Raw genomic sequence first — 13,533 nt, forward strand, 5'->3', positions numbered from 1 at the left:
AATGGCGTACGCCACTAGATCACGTCATACGAGGAGCCTAGATGCCGTCTCCGAACCTTCCCCCCGGGTTCGACTTCACCGATCCGGACATCTACTCCGAGCGATTGCCCATCGCCGAGTTGGCGGAGATGCGCAAGGTCGCTCCGATCTGGTGGAACGAACAGCCGCATGACGTGGGTGCGTTCCGTGACGGCGGCTTCTGGGTGGTGACCAAGCACCACGACGTGAAGGAGGTGTCGCGGCGCAGCGACGTCTTCTCGAGCAACGCGAAGACGGCGTTACCGCGGTACCGCGAGGACGCAGATCCCGACTCGCTGGAGCGGGGAAAGGTCGTGCTGCTGAACCAGGACGCGCCGCACCACACCCATCTGCGCAAGATCATCTCGCGCGCGTTCACTCCGCGGGCCATCGAACGCCTACGTGAGGAACTCGATCAGCGGGCGCAGAACATCGTCAAGGAGGCCGCGGCGGAGGGGTCCGGCGACTTCGTCGAGCAGGTTTCGGCCGAGCTGCCGCTGCAGGCCATCGCCGGGCTCATGGGCGTGCCGCAGGAGGACCGCAAGAAGCTGTTCGACTGGTCGAATCAGATGGTCGGCGATCAGGACCCCGAGTTCGGCGGCAACGATCCGATGGCTGCGTCGATCGAGCTGATCATGTACGGCATGCAGATGGCCGCCGAACGGTCGAAGAACCCCGGCGACGACCTGGTCACCAAGCTGGTGCAAGCAGACGTCGAGGGGCACAAGCTCTCCGACGACGAGTTCGGCTTCTTCGTCATCCTGTTGGCGGTCGCGGGCAACGAGACGACGCGCAACTCGATCACCCAGGGCATGATGGCGTTCACCGAGTTCCCCGACCAGTGGGAGCTGTTCAAGAGACAGCGGCCGGTGACGGCTGCCGACGAGATCGTCCGCTGGGCCTGCCCGATCACTTCGTTCCAGCGCACCGCCCTCGAAGACACCGAATTGAGCGGCGTGCAGATCAAGAAGGGTCAGCGGGTGGTGATGTTCTATCGGTCCGCCAACTTCGACGAGGACGTCTTCGAGGACCCCTACACCTTCAACATTCTTCGGGATCCCAACCCGCACGTGGGTTTTGGCGGTACCGGTGCGCACTTCTGCATCGGCGCCAACCTGGCCAGGATGACGATCGACCTGATCTTCAACGCGGTCGCCGACCACATGCCCGACCTCACCCCAATCTCACCGCCGGAGCGGCTGCGGTCGGGCTGGCTCAACGGCATCAAGCACTGGCAGGTCGACTACCTAGGTGCGTCGAAACAGGCTGTGCCGCACTAGCCTTCGGCGCGGTTGGGTAGTCGATGATCGACCGCCAGTAGTCCTCCGGGATCTCCCGGTTGGAGCGCAGCACCATGGCCAGTCCGGTCGCCATCGCCACGCCGAGCAGGCCCAGCCAGAGTCCCGCGGCGGCGATCATGAACCACAGTGCGGTGGTCGGCGTCGGCCACGGCGACACGATCGCGAGCGCCGGCGCGAAGAAGAACCCGGTGCCGATGAACCACGACGAACCCGCGCGATCGGACTTCATCACGAACCGCAGCCACCGTGGTATCTCCTGGTCCGCAACTGGCTGCTGGCGGGTGTGCATCGTCGTCTCCTCGGTAGGTCCGGAATCTCGGACACCGCTAGCGTTGCGCCCGCGGGTAACCGAAGCAATTACCTCTCGGGTAGTGGAAGACGGTCCGAAGCTGCGTCAGACTGGGCCCGTGACCACCGTCGATGTCCAACATCCCCCGTTCGGATCGTTGATGAAGCAATGGCGGCAACGACGCCGGCTGAGCCAGTTGGACCTGGCCATCGAGGCCGACGTGTCGTCGCGACACGTCAGCTTCATCGAGACCGGCCGGTCGGCTCCGAGCCGCGCGATGGTGCTTCGGCTCGCCGACGCACTGGAAGTGCCTCTGCGCGAACAGAATCAACTCCTCCTGGCAGCCGGCTTGGCGCCCGTGTACGCGGAGCGCTCACTGGACGACCCCGACATGGCCGCGGTCCGCGATGGAATCGACCAGGTACTCAAGGCCTACGAGCCGTATCCGTGTCTGGCCGTCGACCGCGGCTGGAACATCGTGGCGGCGAATGCCGGGGCCGGATTGATGCTGCAGGGCGTCGCCGCAGACTTGCTCGATCCGCCGAACGCCCTGCGCATTTCACTGCATCCGGACGGCTTGGCGCCGCGGATCCGCAACCTCGGGCAATGGAGACACCACGTCATCAGTCGCCTGCGCCGGGAGGTCACGGTCAGCGGTTCCGACGAACTGGCCGCGTTACTGGCCGAGATCGAGTCCTACCCGGGCGGATTCGACGATGCCACCGACCTGGGCGGCGTCGTCGTGCCGTTGCAGCTCGACGGTCCCGACGGCAGCGTGCTGACGTTCCTGAGCACCGTGACCACGTTCGGCACGGCGCTGGACCTCACCGCGGCCGAGCTCAGCATCGAGGCATTCCTGCCTGCGGACGAGTCGACCGCCGCGGCGGTGCGTTGACCCCGCAACTGGTAAGACCACTTGACCTGTGATCACCATGCTGTCATGGTGGAATCATGGCCCTACAGCCCGTCAACCGGCGCTCCGTCCCCGAAGACGTCTTCGAGCAGATCGTTGCCGAGGTGCTCAGTGGCGACATGCGGCCCGGTGAGGCGCTGCCCAGTGAGCGACGACTGGCCGAGGTGCTCGGCGTGTCCCGACCCGCGATCCGGGAGGCCATCAAGCGGCTCACCTCTGCCGGTTTGGTCGAGGTACGTCAAGGCGACGCCACGACGGTGCGCGACTTCCGGCGCCATGCCGGGCTGGACCTGCTCCCCCGCCTCCTGATCCGCGCAGGAGAGGTCGACCTCTCGGTGATACGCAGCATCCTGGAAACGCGACTTCACAACGGCCCCAAGGTCGCCGAACTCGCCGCAGCGCGGCGCAGCAAGGAACTGGCCGACCTGCTCGACGCGTGCATTGCGGCGCTCGCCGGTGAAGACGACCCCGCCGAGCGCCAGCGGCACGCACTGACGTTCTGGGACCACGTCGTCGACGGGGCCGACTCGATCGCGTTTCGCCTGATGTACAACACACTTCGCGCGACCTATGAGCCGGCATTGCCCGCACTGGCCACGATGATGGCCGACGAGGTGGGCCGCCCCGAGGCCTACCGCGCCATCGCCGCGGCGATTCGCGACGGCGATCCGGCGGCGGCCGAACGAGCCGCGCGCGATTTGTTGGAACCCGCAACCGTGGCACTGCTCGGTGCGGTCGACACCTTGGAGGCCGTCAAGTGAACGCCGACGTGACCGCATCCCGCCGCCGTGGCTTCTCGCTGATCGACGCGGCACGGGAGTTCTGGAAACACCCGTCGCCGTGGATGATCGGCACGACCTTCGTGGTGGCGTTGACCATCCGGATCGTCGTTGGAGACTGGCAGCTCACCGATGCACTGGTCCCGGCGGCAATGTTGGCGGCATTTCCGTTCTACGAGTGGGTCATCCACGTGTGCATATTGCACTGGCGGCCACGGCAAGTCGGGCCGCTGACCATCGACCCCCTACTGGCCCGCAAGCACCGCGAACATCACGTCGACCCGCGCGACGTACCGCTGATCTTCATCCCATGGCGCGCGCTGCTCTGGGTGCTGCCATTGGCGGTCGGCATTGGCGTGTTCGCCTTTCCGCGCATCGGACTCGGGCTCACCTACCTGGTGTTCCTCACCGTGCTCGGGCTGGTCTACGAGTGGTGCCACTACCTGATCCACAGCGACTACAAACCGAAAACCCGTGCCTACCGGGCAATCTGGAAGAACCACCGGCAGCATCACTTCAAGAACGAACACTACTGGTTCACCGTGACGAGTTCCGGGACGGCGGACCGGGTACTCGGCACGTATCCCGACGCCGCCTCGGTCGCAACGTCACCGACGGCGAAGAACCTCCACGCGGCTACGCCTGCACGATGACCGGGTCGCCGACGTTGACCGTGTCGTAGTACCAGGCGGCGTTGTCGGGACTCAGGTTGATGCAGCCGTGGCTGACGTTCGAATTACCTTGCGACGCCGTCGACCACGGCGCGCTGTGCACGTAGACGCCGCCCCACGTGATGCGAACGGCGTCGTTGACCGTGAGCTTGTATCCCTCGGGATCGCTGAGCGGGATGCCGATGGTGCGCGAGTCCATCACGACGACGGACTCCTTCTCCAGGGCGGTGAATTGACCAATGGGCGTGGGGAACTTCGGCTTTCCCATCGACGCGGGCATCTCGCGGACCACTTGGCCGTCGATGCTGACGGTGAACGTATGCGCATCGATGTCGGCAAGACCCACCACGGCCGCGGCCGTCCCAAAGCTGGTCTTGGCCCCACCGACCGACACCGAGATCGTCGAATGGGCCGGCCAGAATCCAGTGGGCTTGAACTGCACGGCATCGTCGGCAAGCCACGTGAAGGTCCCCGGTGGGGTCTTCGGCGAGGAGAAGCCGATCGACCGCTCCGCGGCGCCCCGGTTGGCGACCGGCCCGGCGAACGTCACGGTGACCGGCATGGCCACCCCCACCACGTCACCGGCCGCCGGTGCGATCTTGGCAACCGTTGGCTGGGGTGGCACCGCGGCCACACCGTTGCCGACCGCACCGGCCAGCAACATCGTCGACACTCCCGTCACCGTCAGCACGTACCGCAGCGCTCTACGCAAGTTCCATCCTCCGATTCGGGCAGCCTGTGTACATGGTAGTTCGCTTGCGGCCGGTTACGCGTTAGCCGAGGGCCTGCGCGCCAGGGCCAACAGCACGTAACCCGAGGCCAGGAAACCGAGCGCCAAGATGGTGGTGTTCGCCAACACGGCGGCGATGCCGACGCTGCCGGGATCGAGGAAGTAGTACGGAGCGCGCCGGCCCGCGTTGTTCAGCACGAGTAGGGCAAGACCGGCGTACGCGGCCGGGTAGGCCAGCCACGCGAACGGCTGCCACCACCGCACCGCGCCCTCTCCCCTGCCGACGAGGAGCCAATCCGTGACGGCCAGCAGCGGTACGACGACGTGCAGGATCACGTTGGCCGGGGTGTATCCCATGCTGTGCCCGGTCAGGAAGAGATTCCAGATCACGCCTGCCACCACCACGTACAGCACCGCTGCGCCGCGCAACCCGGTACGGGCATCGGCGCGCGGTGACACCAAGCTCCACGCGTAGTACGCCGCCGCCAACACGTTGGCCTGGTAGGTGAACGTCACCAACCGCCACAACACGCCGGACCGCGATGACAGCTCGACGACGACGAGCGCCAGCACGACGGCCAGAACGATCGTCAGGCGAAGGAAGATGCGGACGTCGTTGACAGAGCCCTGAATTGGCAAGCGTCCCAAAGGCACTGACGTGCGATTTCGCTTACTGGGCCGGCGGGACCGGCACGACCTCGGCAGGCGGCGGCGCCAGCACCACCGGCGGGTTGTCATTGCCGGGTGTCAGCTTCTCCTTGATGCGGGAGAGGATGCCGGGCTTCTTCGTCGGCATGGTCGACTCGATCGGTGGCACGACGGCCGGTGGCGGAACGACGCCCGCGGCCGGTGGCGCCAATGCCGGGTCTACCACCGGTAGGTCGGCGGATGGAGCCGCCGAATCGACGATCGGGGCCTGGTCGGTGACCGGCGCATCGGCGATGACCGGCGCCTCGGCCGGGATGCTCGCCTCCGGCGGTGCGGGGTCGACGACCGGCGCCTCCGGCAGCGGAGCCGGCTCGACGGCCTGCGCCGGGGGAATCGACACCGGCGGTGGCAAGGCCGGCGGGATGGCCTTCACGGCCGCGGGGGTCTCCGGGACGTTGACGGCGGCTACCGGGTCAGCGGAAGTGGCCGGCCGGCGCGGCGTGAATTCGAGGCTGACCGCGGCGGACACGGAGACGACGAACGTCAGCACGCCGGCGACCAACATGATCGCGGCGCCCTTGTGGCCGATCGGCGCGCGCCTCGGCGCGGCACGGTCCGCGGAGCGGTGCCTGCCGACAGACACGTCCGCCTCGTACGCGTGGCCGAGATCGGCGTCGTCGAGGTCGACCAGCGGCAGTTCGATGGTCTGCGCCGAGGCCAGTGCCGCGCCCCTGGCTAGTGCGAGTTCGGCCTCCTCCGGCGCGAACACCGGCACCGAGAGCGCGTCTTCGAGCTGCGGCAGGATCGACTCGAAACCGCCGGCCGAACCGACGACGACCAACGCCTCGGGCTGCCAGTCCGCCATGGTGAACACCGTGCTCAGCCAGCTGATCAGGCTCTCGTCGGAGTCGATGGCGTGGTTGAACGCGGTCTGCACCGCCCCGTCCGACGTATTGACGACGAGGGTGATCACGGAGTCCGGCTCGATGACGCACACCGCGGTGGTCTCGTAGCCGATGACGGCTGCCATGCCGCGGGCCAACGCCTCGGTGGCCTCGGGCAGCCGGATCGCCACCACGTTGTCGAACCCCGATTCGGACAGCGACTTCATCAGCGCTGATGCCTCGACGTCGGCGTCCTCGCTCCACGTCACGCCGATGGAGTGCAGACGTAGCCCACGATTCGCGGCGATGGCTTCGGTGCGGAGCACGGCCGCGGCCGCCTGCTCGGAGGTGTCGAGCGCGCCCCTCGGCACGTCGAATGCGTTGCGGTCCATCGTGGCTCCGTCGGCATCCTGCCCCTCGACGAGGACGAGTCCGACGGAGGTCGGAGTCATCGACAACCCGAGAACCGCGTCCACACATATCCCTTCGGACCGACGAGATGGCCACCGCCGCGTGGCAGCGCGAACGCCAGAACGTAATCGAGCGGCGCCGGCAGGCGTGGTGAAGATCCACCTTTCGGGGTGACATTACCCGGCGATTCCCCGACGGGCTCGCCGGGCCCGCGCCAACCGACCGTGACGGCGCCGCCTCCGTGGCAAGGTGACTGTCATGGCCACGGCACCCAACAGTGACCGGCCGGTCGAGCGCACCGTCTTCGGGCATCCGATCGGGCTGGTCAACCTCTTCGGCGTCGAGATGTGGGAGCGGTTCTCGTTCTACGGGATGCTCACGATCCTCGGCTACTACCTCTACTACTCCGTCACCGACGGTGGTCTGGCGTTGCCGCAGACCACCGCCACCGGGATCGTGGGCGCCTACGGCGGCCTGGTGTACCTGTCGACGGTGCTCGGCGGCTGGATCGCCGACCGGTTGCTCGGCATGGAGCGCACGGTGTTCTACGGCGGCACCGTGGTGGTGGCCGGTCACCTCGCGCTGGCCGTCCTGCCCGGGCTGGCCGGTGTCGGCATCGGGCTGGTCCTCGTCGCGCTCGGTGCGGGTGCCCTCAAGGCGAATGCGTCCTCGCTGCTTGGCACCCTCTACGAGAAGGGTGACGCTCGCGCCGACGGCGGATTCACCCTGTTCTATCTGGGCATCAACCTCGGTGCCTTCATCGGCCCGCTCATCACCGGGCTGCTGCAGACGCATGCCGGCTTCCACTATGGGTTCGGCGCCGCCGCCGTCGGGATGACACTGGGGCTCGCGCAGTACGCGGTCTTCCGGCGCAACCTCGGCGAGCACGGTCGAGAGATTCCGAACCTCTTGCCGCGTAATCACATCGGTCGCTATGTCGCCGTCGCCGCCATCGCCGTGGCGGCGCTCGCGGCGGTGCTCGCCACCGGATTGATCACCCTCGCGAACCTGTCCCAGGTGACGACGGGCGTCATCGTGGCGGCCTCGGTGGCCTACTTCGCCGTGTTGCTGACCAGCTCCAAGGTGCAAGCGGTGGAACGGACGAGGGTTCGCGCGTTCATTCCACTGTTCATCGCCAACGCAGTGTTCTGGTCGTTGTTTCAGCAGATCTTCACGGTGTTGGCGGTCTACTCCGACGAAAGGATGAACTGGTCGATCTTCGGCTGGACGGCGCCGTCCAACTGGATCGGGTCGATCGAGCCGGTGTGGATCATCCTGCTGTCGCCGGTGTTCGCCGTGATGTGGACGCGGTTGGGCAACCGGGCGCCCACCACGCCGCGCAAGTTCGCGTACGGCGTCATCGGGATGGGGGCAGCGTTCCTGTTGTTCCTCCCCATGGCGGGGACTACGGGCAGGGCGGTGCCCGCATTGCTGATCGTCGGCGTCATGGCCATCTTCGCCATCTCGGAGCTGATGATCTCGCCGATCGGCCTGGCGGTGACCACCCAGCTGGCGCCGCAGGCCTTCCGTGCACAAATGATGGCGCTGTACTTCTTCTCCGTGGCGCTGGGCACGTCGATGTCCGGTGTCCTGGCCGGGTACTACGACCCAGCGAAGGAGTTCGCCTACTTCGGCATCATCGGTGCCGTGGCGATCGCCGCCGGGGTGGTGGTGCTGCTCATCTCGAACTGGATGAGTCGCCTGATGGAAGGCGTGCACTAACGCGTGGTCGCGCGCAGCGGCCCGGTGATCCGATCGGCGCGTTGGCCGAGTTGTGACATGTCGTAAACCGAATCCGCCACGCGAGCGGGTGATGATGGGAACGCGAGCGCTTGTTCGTGCGTCAGACAGACAACGAGGTCGGGTCGACGAAGGAGTACACGATGACGACGGCATCCATCTTGGACGTCGGGGACCGCGGGATCACCGATGCGGTCACCGATCATGCGCCGCATGGCGTGGTCTGCGTGCACAACCTGCGGTTCGCGCACTCGACGGCAGCATGCACCTGCGGCTGGGCGGGCCGCCGTCGCTACCTCAAGGCGGCAGCCGAACAAGACGCCTGGGAGCACGCGATGCACGACCGCTGCTCCCCGGCCTGCCCCCTGGTGATCGGCTGGTGACTCAGGTCGGCCCGACCGGCACGCACCAACTCATCGGGACGAACGGTATCGGCGCCCCGATGCACCAGGTGACCGGTCCGACGGCGCCGATGGGTGGCGGTGGCGGCGCGGGGACGCAGCTGTTGCTCGGGGCGTCCCACACCTGACCCCAATCGCACGCCCAGCTGACCGCCGGGGTCACCACCGTCGTCACGAACAACGGCCCCAACACCATTGCCGTGACGGCGGCCGTACCGGCGCACAATCTACGAAGTATTCGATTCATCCGAAGGCCTCCTGCAAACATCCCCCGACCTCGGGCTGCAGGCAACTTTACGCCGTCGCGCGGCGAACGTCACCGGCCAGGCAACCTCGATCAAGCGGCCAGGATCGCGGCGAGCACCCGCGGTTCCACGTTGCCGCCCGACAGGATCGTCACGGTCGGGCCCGGCGGTGTCCGCGCCAGCCGGTAGCCCGCCAACGCCACCGCGCCGCTGGGCTCGCTGACGAGGTGGCCGCGTACCGCGATCTCGCGGACCGCGTCGCGAATGTCGTTCTCCGACACGGTGATCACCTCATCGAGGACGTGCTGCAGGTGCGCAAAGGTGAGCGCTGAGGGCTGCGAACGCAGACCGTCGGCGATGGTGCGGTTGCGGTCCTCGATCGACCAGTCGACCCGGTGCCCCTCGGCGAGGCCCTGCGCAGTGTCGGCCGCGAGTTCGGGTTCGACTCCGATGACGCGGGCGCGCGGGCACAGCGCCTTGATCGCGGTGCCGATGCCGGACGCCAGGCCTCCTCCGCTGACGGGAATCAGCACGGTCGCGACGTCGGGCAAGTCGTCGGCGATCTCCAGGCCGATGGTGCCCTGCCCCGCGATGATGTCGGGGTGATCGAACGGTGGCACCAGCACCCCACCGGTCCGCGCCACCACCTCGTCGGCCACCTTCTCGCGCTGCCCCGCACCGCACAACACCATCTCGGCGCCGTAGCTGCGGGTCGCCGCGACCTTCACGTGGGGAGTCTCCTCGGGCATCACGATGTGCGCCGGAATGCCGAAGGCCGCGGCCGCGTAGGCCACCGCCTGAGCGTGATTGCCGCTCGAGTAGGCGACCACTCCCCTGGCGCGCACGGCGTCGTCGAGCCGCCCCATCGCATTGAATGCGCCACGGACCTTGAACGCCCCGATCGGCTGCAGATTCTCCGGTTTGATCCACAGCGGCCGTTCGGGATCGCCCCAGGGCGCAGGCAGCAGCGGCGTCCGGACGACCGAACCGCGAATCCGGTCCGCGGCCGCGCGAATGTCATCGATGGTGACGAGTTGCATGGGTCAAGTCTGTCAGCCGCGATCACCGAGCCCGACCCGCCGTTGCCGTGCAGGGCGGTGGCGGGGCATGGTTAGCCATGTGAGCGAAGCGTTCTCGTTGCCGATCGTGCCCCGCTACGCCGAAATCGACCAGCAGGGCGTGGTGTTCAACGGCCACTACCTCACGTGGTTCGACGAGGCCTGCACGGGATTCCTCGATCACCTCGGCGTGGCATACCCCGGGCTGATCGCCGACGGCCACGACATTCAGGTGGTGCACAGCGAGATCGACTACGTGGCAGCGGTTCGCTGGCGCGACGACGTCCGCGTCGGCGTGACGTGCGCTGCTGTCGGGACGACGAGTTTCACGCTTGCGTTCGACGTCCTTCGGGTCGGCGACGCCGGCGAGCGGGTGAGCGCGGTCCGTGGCCGCAACGTCTACGTGGTGGTGTCGACGCAGGACTGGACGAAGCGCCCGATTCCCGACGAGCTGCGTGCGACCCTCACTTCCGTTGCGCGTCAAGGCCTGCCGATTGACGGTACTGTCGCCCCATGAGCCATTCGCACGACCACGGGCCGCATCGCGAACTGCCGCCCGGCATGGCCGAGCAGCTCGACTTGCCCTACTCGGGGATGGTCTCGTTCGGGCACCGACCGTTCCTCACCGAGCCCGAACAACTCGATGCGTGGCAACCCGACGTCGCCATCGTCGGCGCGCCGTTCGACGTCGCGACCACCAACCGTCCCGGCGCGCGCTTCGGGCCCAGGGCGATCCGGGCCACCGCCTACGAGCCGGGCACCTATCACATGGATCTGGGACTCGAGATCTTCGACTGGCTCGAGGTGGTCGACTTCGGTGACGCCTTCTGTCCGCACGGTCAAACCGAGGTGTCGCACGCCAACATCAAGGAACGGGTCGCCACGATCGCGTCCCGCGGCATCGTGCCCGTCGTGCTCGGTGGTGACCACTCCATCACCTGGCCGTCGGCGACGGCGGTCGCCGACGTGCACGGCTACGGCAACGTCGGCATCGTGCACTTCGACGCGCACGCCGATACGGCGGACATCATCGATGGCAACTTGGCCAGTCACGGCACGCCGATGCGTCGCCTGATCGAGTCGGGCGCCGTTCCCGGAACCCATTTCGTGCAGGTCGGATTGCGCGGCTACTGGCCGCCGCAGGACACGTTCGAGTGGATGCAAGAGCAGGGCATGGTGTGGCACACCATGCAGGAGATCTGGGAGCGCGGCTTCAAGGCCGTCATGACCGATGCGGTCGGAGAGGCGCTGGCCAAGGCGGACAAGCTGTACCTATCGGTCGACATCGACGTGCTCGACCCGGCACACGCGCCCGGCACCGGAACACCTGAGCCCGGCGGCATCACCAGCGTCGACCTGCTCCGCATGGTGCGCCAGCTGTGCTACGACCACGACGTCGCCGGCGTCGACGTGGTGGAGGTGGCGCCCGCCTACGACCACGCCGAGCTCACGGTGAACGCCGCGCACCGGGTGGTCTTCGAGGCACTCGCGGGCATGGCCGCGCGGCGACGCGACGCGGCGGGCGGCAAAGTCGGTCCCCCGGCGCGCCCACGTACCTGATCCCGGAGGATCATGAAGTCATGACCGGAGTCTTCTACTTCGATGGCAAGTGCGGCGTGTGCACCCGCGCGCGTGACTTCCTCGTCAGGCTGGACAGGACGGGCGGGGTCCGGACCGAGCCGTTCCAGCAGCCGGGCACGCTGGACGCCCTCGGCATCCCCGCCGACCGACTCCATGACTCCTCGTGGTGGCTGGACTCCTCGGGCGCCGTCTACGGCGGCGCAGAGGGCGTCAACGCGGCGCTGTCGGCCGCGCTGGGGACGCGGCTACCGCTGACCGTCTACCGGTTGCCAGGCATCCGGTGGGCCCAAGACGCGGTGTACCGCTGGGTGGCGGCACACCGGTACCGCTTCCCTGGCACCACTCCGTACTGCGAATCCCACCCCGTCGCCTGCTGAGGGTTCAGCGTGGTCGGCGCAGCCGGTCGGTGAGCTCCGTCCACATCGGATCGTCGTTGCGATGGTCGGTCACCACCCGGCATTCGCCGTAGATGCGCATCGTCGCCAGATCGGTGCGTTCGGGGTTGCGGTAGAAGACCGCGGTTACACCGGATCTCGTCAGCTTCCTGCCGAAGTGCTCGGCGGGGGTCGCTGCCTCGGTCCAGCCGAGAGCCGTCATCGCCGCTCCGACGCCGGAGAGATATCCGACCGAATTGCCTTGCGGCAGTAGAAAGGTCATGTGGACGACGGCCTGATAGGGCGGATCGTGCGCGTTGTTGCACGACCGAAACGCGTAGCCACCGGCCGGATCACCCAGCTCCGCCCGTCGCGTGATCTCGACGGCCGCCTCGACGACTTGAGCGCTGGCCCGCTCATCGCTCAGCGGGTCAGGCGCACGGGTTGCCCGGCTGTGCTCGTGGTTCACCGCCACCACGGCGGCACCCGATGCGAGCGTCAGCGCCAGTACCGAGCCCAGTAACGTCCTCGACCCCGATGCGCGGAGCCAGCGGACCGCAGACGCGCTGCTCAGCCCTTCTTCAGGGTGAACTGGCAGATGTCGGTGTAGCCCTCACGGAAGAGGTCGGCGCAACCGGTCAGATACTTCATGTACCGGTCGTAGACCTCTTCGGACTGGACCGCGATGGCCTCGTCCTTGCGTGATTCGAGGGTGGTTGCCCAGATGTCCAGCGTGCGCGCGTAGTGCAGGCGCAACGGCTGCACCTTGGTGAGTTCGAAGCCGGCCTGTCGTGCGTGCTCCTCGATGTCGGCCGCGTACGGCAGCTCACCGCCGGGGAAGATCTCGTCCATGATGAACTTGAAGAACTTCAGCTTCGTCATGGTCAGCGGCAGGCCGCGCGCCTGGATCTCATCGCCGCTCGGCTTGATGATGGTGTGAACCATCATCACCCCGTCGGCGGGCAGCGCCGCGTAGGCCATCTTGAAGAAGCCGTCCCACCGGTCTCGACCGAAGTGCTCGAACGCGCCGATCGACACGATCCGGTCGACCTGCTCGTGGAACTGCTCCCAGCCCTCCAACAGCACCCTCTTGTCCCGGGGGCTGTCCGACTTGGCGAACAGGTCGGCGACGTGGGCCTGCTGGTTCTTGCTGAGGGTCAGGCCGACCACGTTGACGTCGTACTTCTCGAGGGCTCGATTGAGGGTCGCGCCCCAACCGCAGCCCACGTCGAGCAGGGTCATCCCCGGCTTCAGGTCGAGCTTGCCCAAGGACAGGTCGATCTTGGCGAGCTGCGCTTCCTCCAGCGTCATGTCGTCGCGTTCGAAGTACGCGCAGCTGTAGGTCTGGGTGGGGTCGAGGAACAGCCGAAAGAAGTCATCGGACAGGTCGTAGTGCGCCTGCACGTCTTCGAAGTGCGGCTTCAAGCCCTTGGTGTCACTCATCTGATCTGGCAATTCACAGCCTTCAACGTCTGGTTCGATTATGGTCC

General features: G+C 67.1%; 17 protein-coding genes. 9 read left to right on the plus strand and 8 right to left on the minus strand.

Translation table 11 applies throughout. The annotated features are described in order from the left end of the window. The first annotated feature begins 41 nt into the window (after positions 1-41). The gene (locus N536_RS0112665; RefSeq protein ID WP_029113934.1) at positions 42-1,298 is read left to right on the plus strand and encodes a cytochrome P450; all 1,257 of its coding nucleotides are present in this window, start codon (positions 42-44) and stop codon (positions 1,296-1,298) included. Here the strand turns inward: N536_RS0112665 and N536_RS0112670 are convergent. Beyond that, complete coding sequence (locus N536_RS0112670; RefSeq protein ID WP_036436139.1) at positions 1,243-1,608, minus strand: hypothetical protein; 366 nt, start codon at positions 1,606-1,608, stop codon at positions 1,243-1,245. The genes N536_RS0112665 and N536_RS0112670 overlap by 56 nt on opposite strands. 118 nt (positions 1,609-1,726) lie before the next feature. Here N536_RS0112670 and N536_RS0112675 point away from each other — a divergent pair, with 118 nt between their 5' ends. The 3 genes from N536_RS0112675 to N536_RS0112685 are packed head-to-tail and all read left to right on the plus strand — an operon-like array spanning position 1,727 to position 3,953. Then, positions 1,727-2,503, plus strand: coding sequence for a helix-turn-helix domain-containing protein (locus N536_RS0112675; protein WP_029113936.1), 777 nt, complete (start codon positions 1,727-1,729; stop codon positions 2,501-2,503). A gap of 56 nt (positions 2,504-2,559) precedes the next feature. Continuing rightward, positions 2,560-3,282, plus strand: a complete 723-nt coding sequence (locus N536_RS0112680; RefSeq protein ID WP_029113937.1) for a FadR/GntR family transcriptional regulator — start codon at positions 2,560-2,562, stop codon at positions 3,280-3,282. Further along, positions 3,279-3,953, plus strand: a complete 675-nt coding sequence (locus N536_RS0112685; RefSeq protein ID WP_036436141.1) for a sterol desaturase family protein — start codon at positions 3,279-3,281, stop codon at positions 3,951-3,953. The genes N536_RS0112680 and N536_RS0112685 overlap by 4 nt, the downstream gene beginning before the upstream one ends. Here N536_RS0112685 and N536_RS0112690 read toward each other — a convergent pair. The 3 genes from N536_RS0112690 to N536_RS0112700 are packed head-to-tail and all read right to left on the minus strand — an operon-like array spanning position 3,937 to position 6,685. Next, positions 3,937-4,683, minus strand: coding sequence for a L,D-transpeptidase (locus tag N536_RS0112690; protein WP_155948564.1), 747 nt, complete (start codon positions 4,681-4,683; stop codon positions 3,937-3,939). The two genes, N536_RS0112685 and N536_RS0112690, sit on opposite strands and share 17 nt — an antisense overlap. A 54-nt stretch (positions 4,684-4,737) precedes the next feature. Continuing rightward, positions 4,738-5,340 (minus strand): Pr6Pr family membrane protein, encoded by a 603-nt coding sequence (locus N536_RS0112695; RefSeq protein ID WP_029113940.1) that lies wholly within the window; start codon positions 5,338-5,340, stop codon positions 4,738-4,740. Positions 5,341-5,371: 31 nt separating this feature from the next. Continuing rightward, complete coding sequence (locus tag N536_RS0112700) at positions 5,372-6,685, minus strand: hypothetical protein (RefSeq protein WP_231514509.1); 1,314 nt, start codon at positions 6,683-6,685, stop codon at positions 5,372-5,374. Between the two features lie 217 nt (positions 6,686-6,902). Here N536_RS0112700 and N536_RS0112705 point away from each other — a divergent pair, with 217 nt between their 5' ends. Both N536_RS0112705 and N536_RS0112710 read left to right on the plus strand, forming a co-directional pair. Next, complete coding sequence (locus N536_RS0112705) at positions 6,903-8,366, plus strand: peptide MFS transporter (RefSeq protein ID WP_029113942.1); 1,464 nt, start codon at positions 6,903-6,905, stop codon at positions 8,364-8,366. A gap of 161 nt (positions 8,367-8,527) precedes the next feature. Continuing rightward, positions 8,528-8,767 carry a hypothetical protein gene (locus N536_RS0112710; RefSeq protein ID WP_029113943.1) on the plus strand — a complete coding sequence of 80 codons (240 nt, stop codon included), beginning with the start codon at positions 8,528-8,530 and terminating at the stop codon, positions 8,765-8,767. A 1-nt stretch (position 8,768) separates the two neighbouring features. On the opposite strand, the gene N536_RS38310 is transcribed toward N536_RS0112710, so the two are convergent. Together N536_RS38310 and N536_RS0112720 are read right to left on the minus strand one after the other, a co-directional pair. Further along, on the minus strand, positions 8,769-9,032 hold the full coding sequence (locus tag N536_RS38310) for a hypothetical protein (RefSeq protein ID WP_036436144.1): 264 nt from the start codon (positions 9,030-9,032) through the stop codon (positions 8,769-8,771). Between the two features lie 90 nt (positions 9,033-9,122). Beyond that, entirely contained in the window at positions 9,123-10,070 is a 948-nt protein-coding gene (locus N536_RS0112720) for a threonine/serine dehydratase (RefSeq protein ID WP_029113944.1), read from the minus strand. A gap of 79 nt (positions 10,071-10,149) precedes the next feature. Between N536_RS0112720 and N536_RS38315 the strand changes: the two genes are divergently transcribed. Genes N536_RS38315 through N536_RS0112735 form a run of 3 tightly spaced genes read left to right on the plus strand, consistent with a single transcriptional unit; the run spans position 10,150 to position 12,046 of the window. Then, on the plus strand, positions 10,150-10,605 hold the full coding sequence (locus N536_RS38315; RefSeq protein WP_231514510.1) for a thioesterase family protein: 456 nt from the start codon (positions 10,150-10,152) through the stop codon (positions 10,603-10,605). Next, entirely contained in the window at positions 10,602-11,648 is a 1,047-nt protein-coding gene (gene speB, locus N536_RS0112730; RefSeq protein ID WP_029113945.1) for an agmatinase, read from the plus strand. The genes N536_RS38315 and speB overlap by 4 nt, the downstream gene beginning before the upstream one ends. 20 nt (positions 11,649-11,668) lie before the next feature. Next, complete coding sequence (locus tag N536_RS0112735; protein WP_029113946.1) at positions 11,669-12,046, plus strand: thiol-disulfide oxidoreductase DCC family protein; 378 nt, start codon at positions 11,669-11,671, stop codon at positions 12,044-12,046. Positions 12,047-12,050: 4 nt separating this feature from the next. Here N536_RS0112735 and N536_RS38320 read toward each other — a convergent pair whose 3' ends face one another. Both N536_RS38320 and N536_RS0112745 read right to left on the minus strand, forming a co-directional pair. After that, positions 12,051-12,521 carry a hypothetical protein gene (locus N536_RS38320; RefSeq protein ID WP_064751544.1) on the minus strand — a complete coding sequence of 157 codons (471 nt, stop codon included), beginning with the start codon at positions 12,519-12,521 and terminating at the stop codon, positions 12,051-12,053. Positions 12,522-12,613: 92 nt separating this feature from the next. Continuing rightward, positions 12,614-13,486, minus strand: a complete 873-nt coding sequence (locus tag N536_RS0112745; protein ID WP_036436150.1) for a cyclopropane mycolic acid synthase family methyltransferase — start codon at positions 13,484-13,486, stop codon at positions 12,614-12,616. Between the last annotated feature and the right edge of the window lie 47 nt (positions 13,487-13,533).

The organism is Mycobacterium sp. URHB0044 (genome assembly GCF_000620625.1).
In the GTDB taxonomy this organism is placed as follows: domain Bacteria; phylum Actinomycetota; class Actinomycetes; order Mycobacteriales; family Mycobacteriaceae; genus Mycobacterium.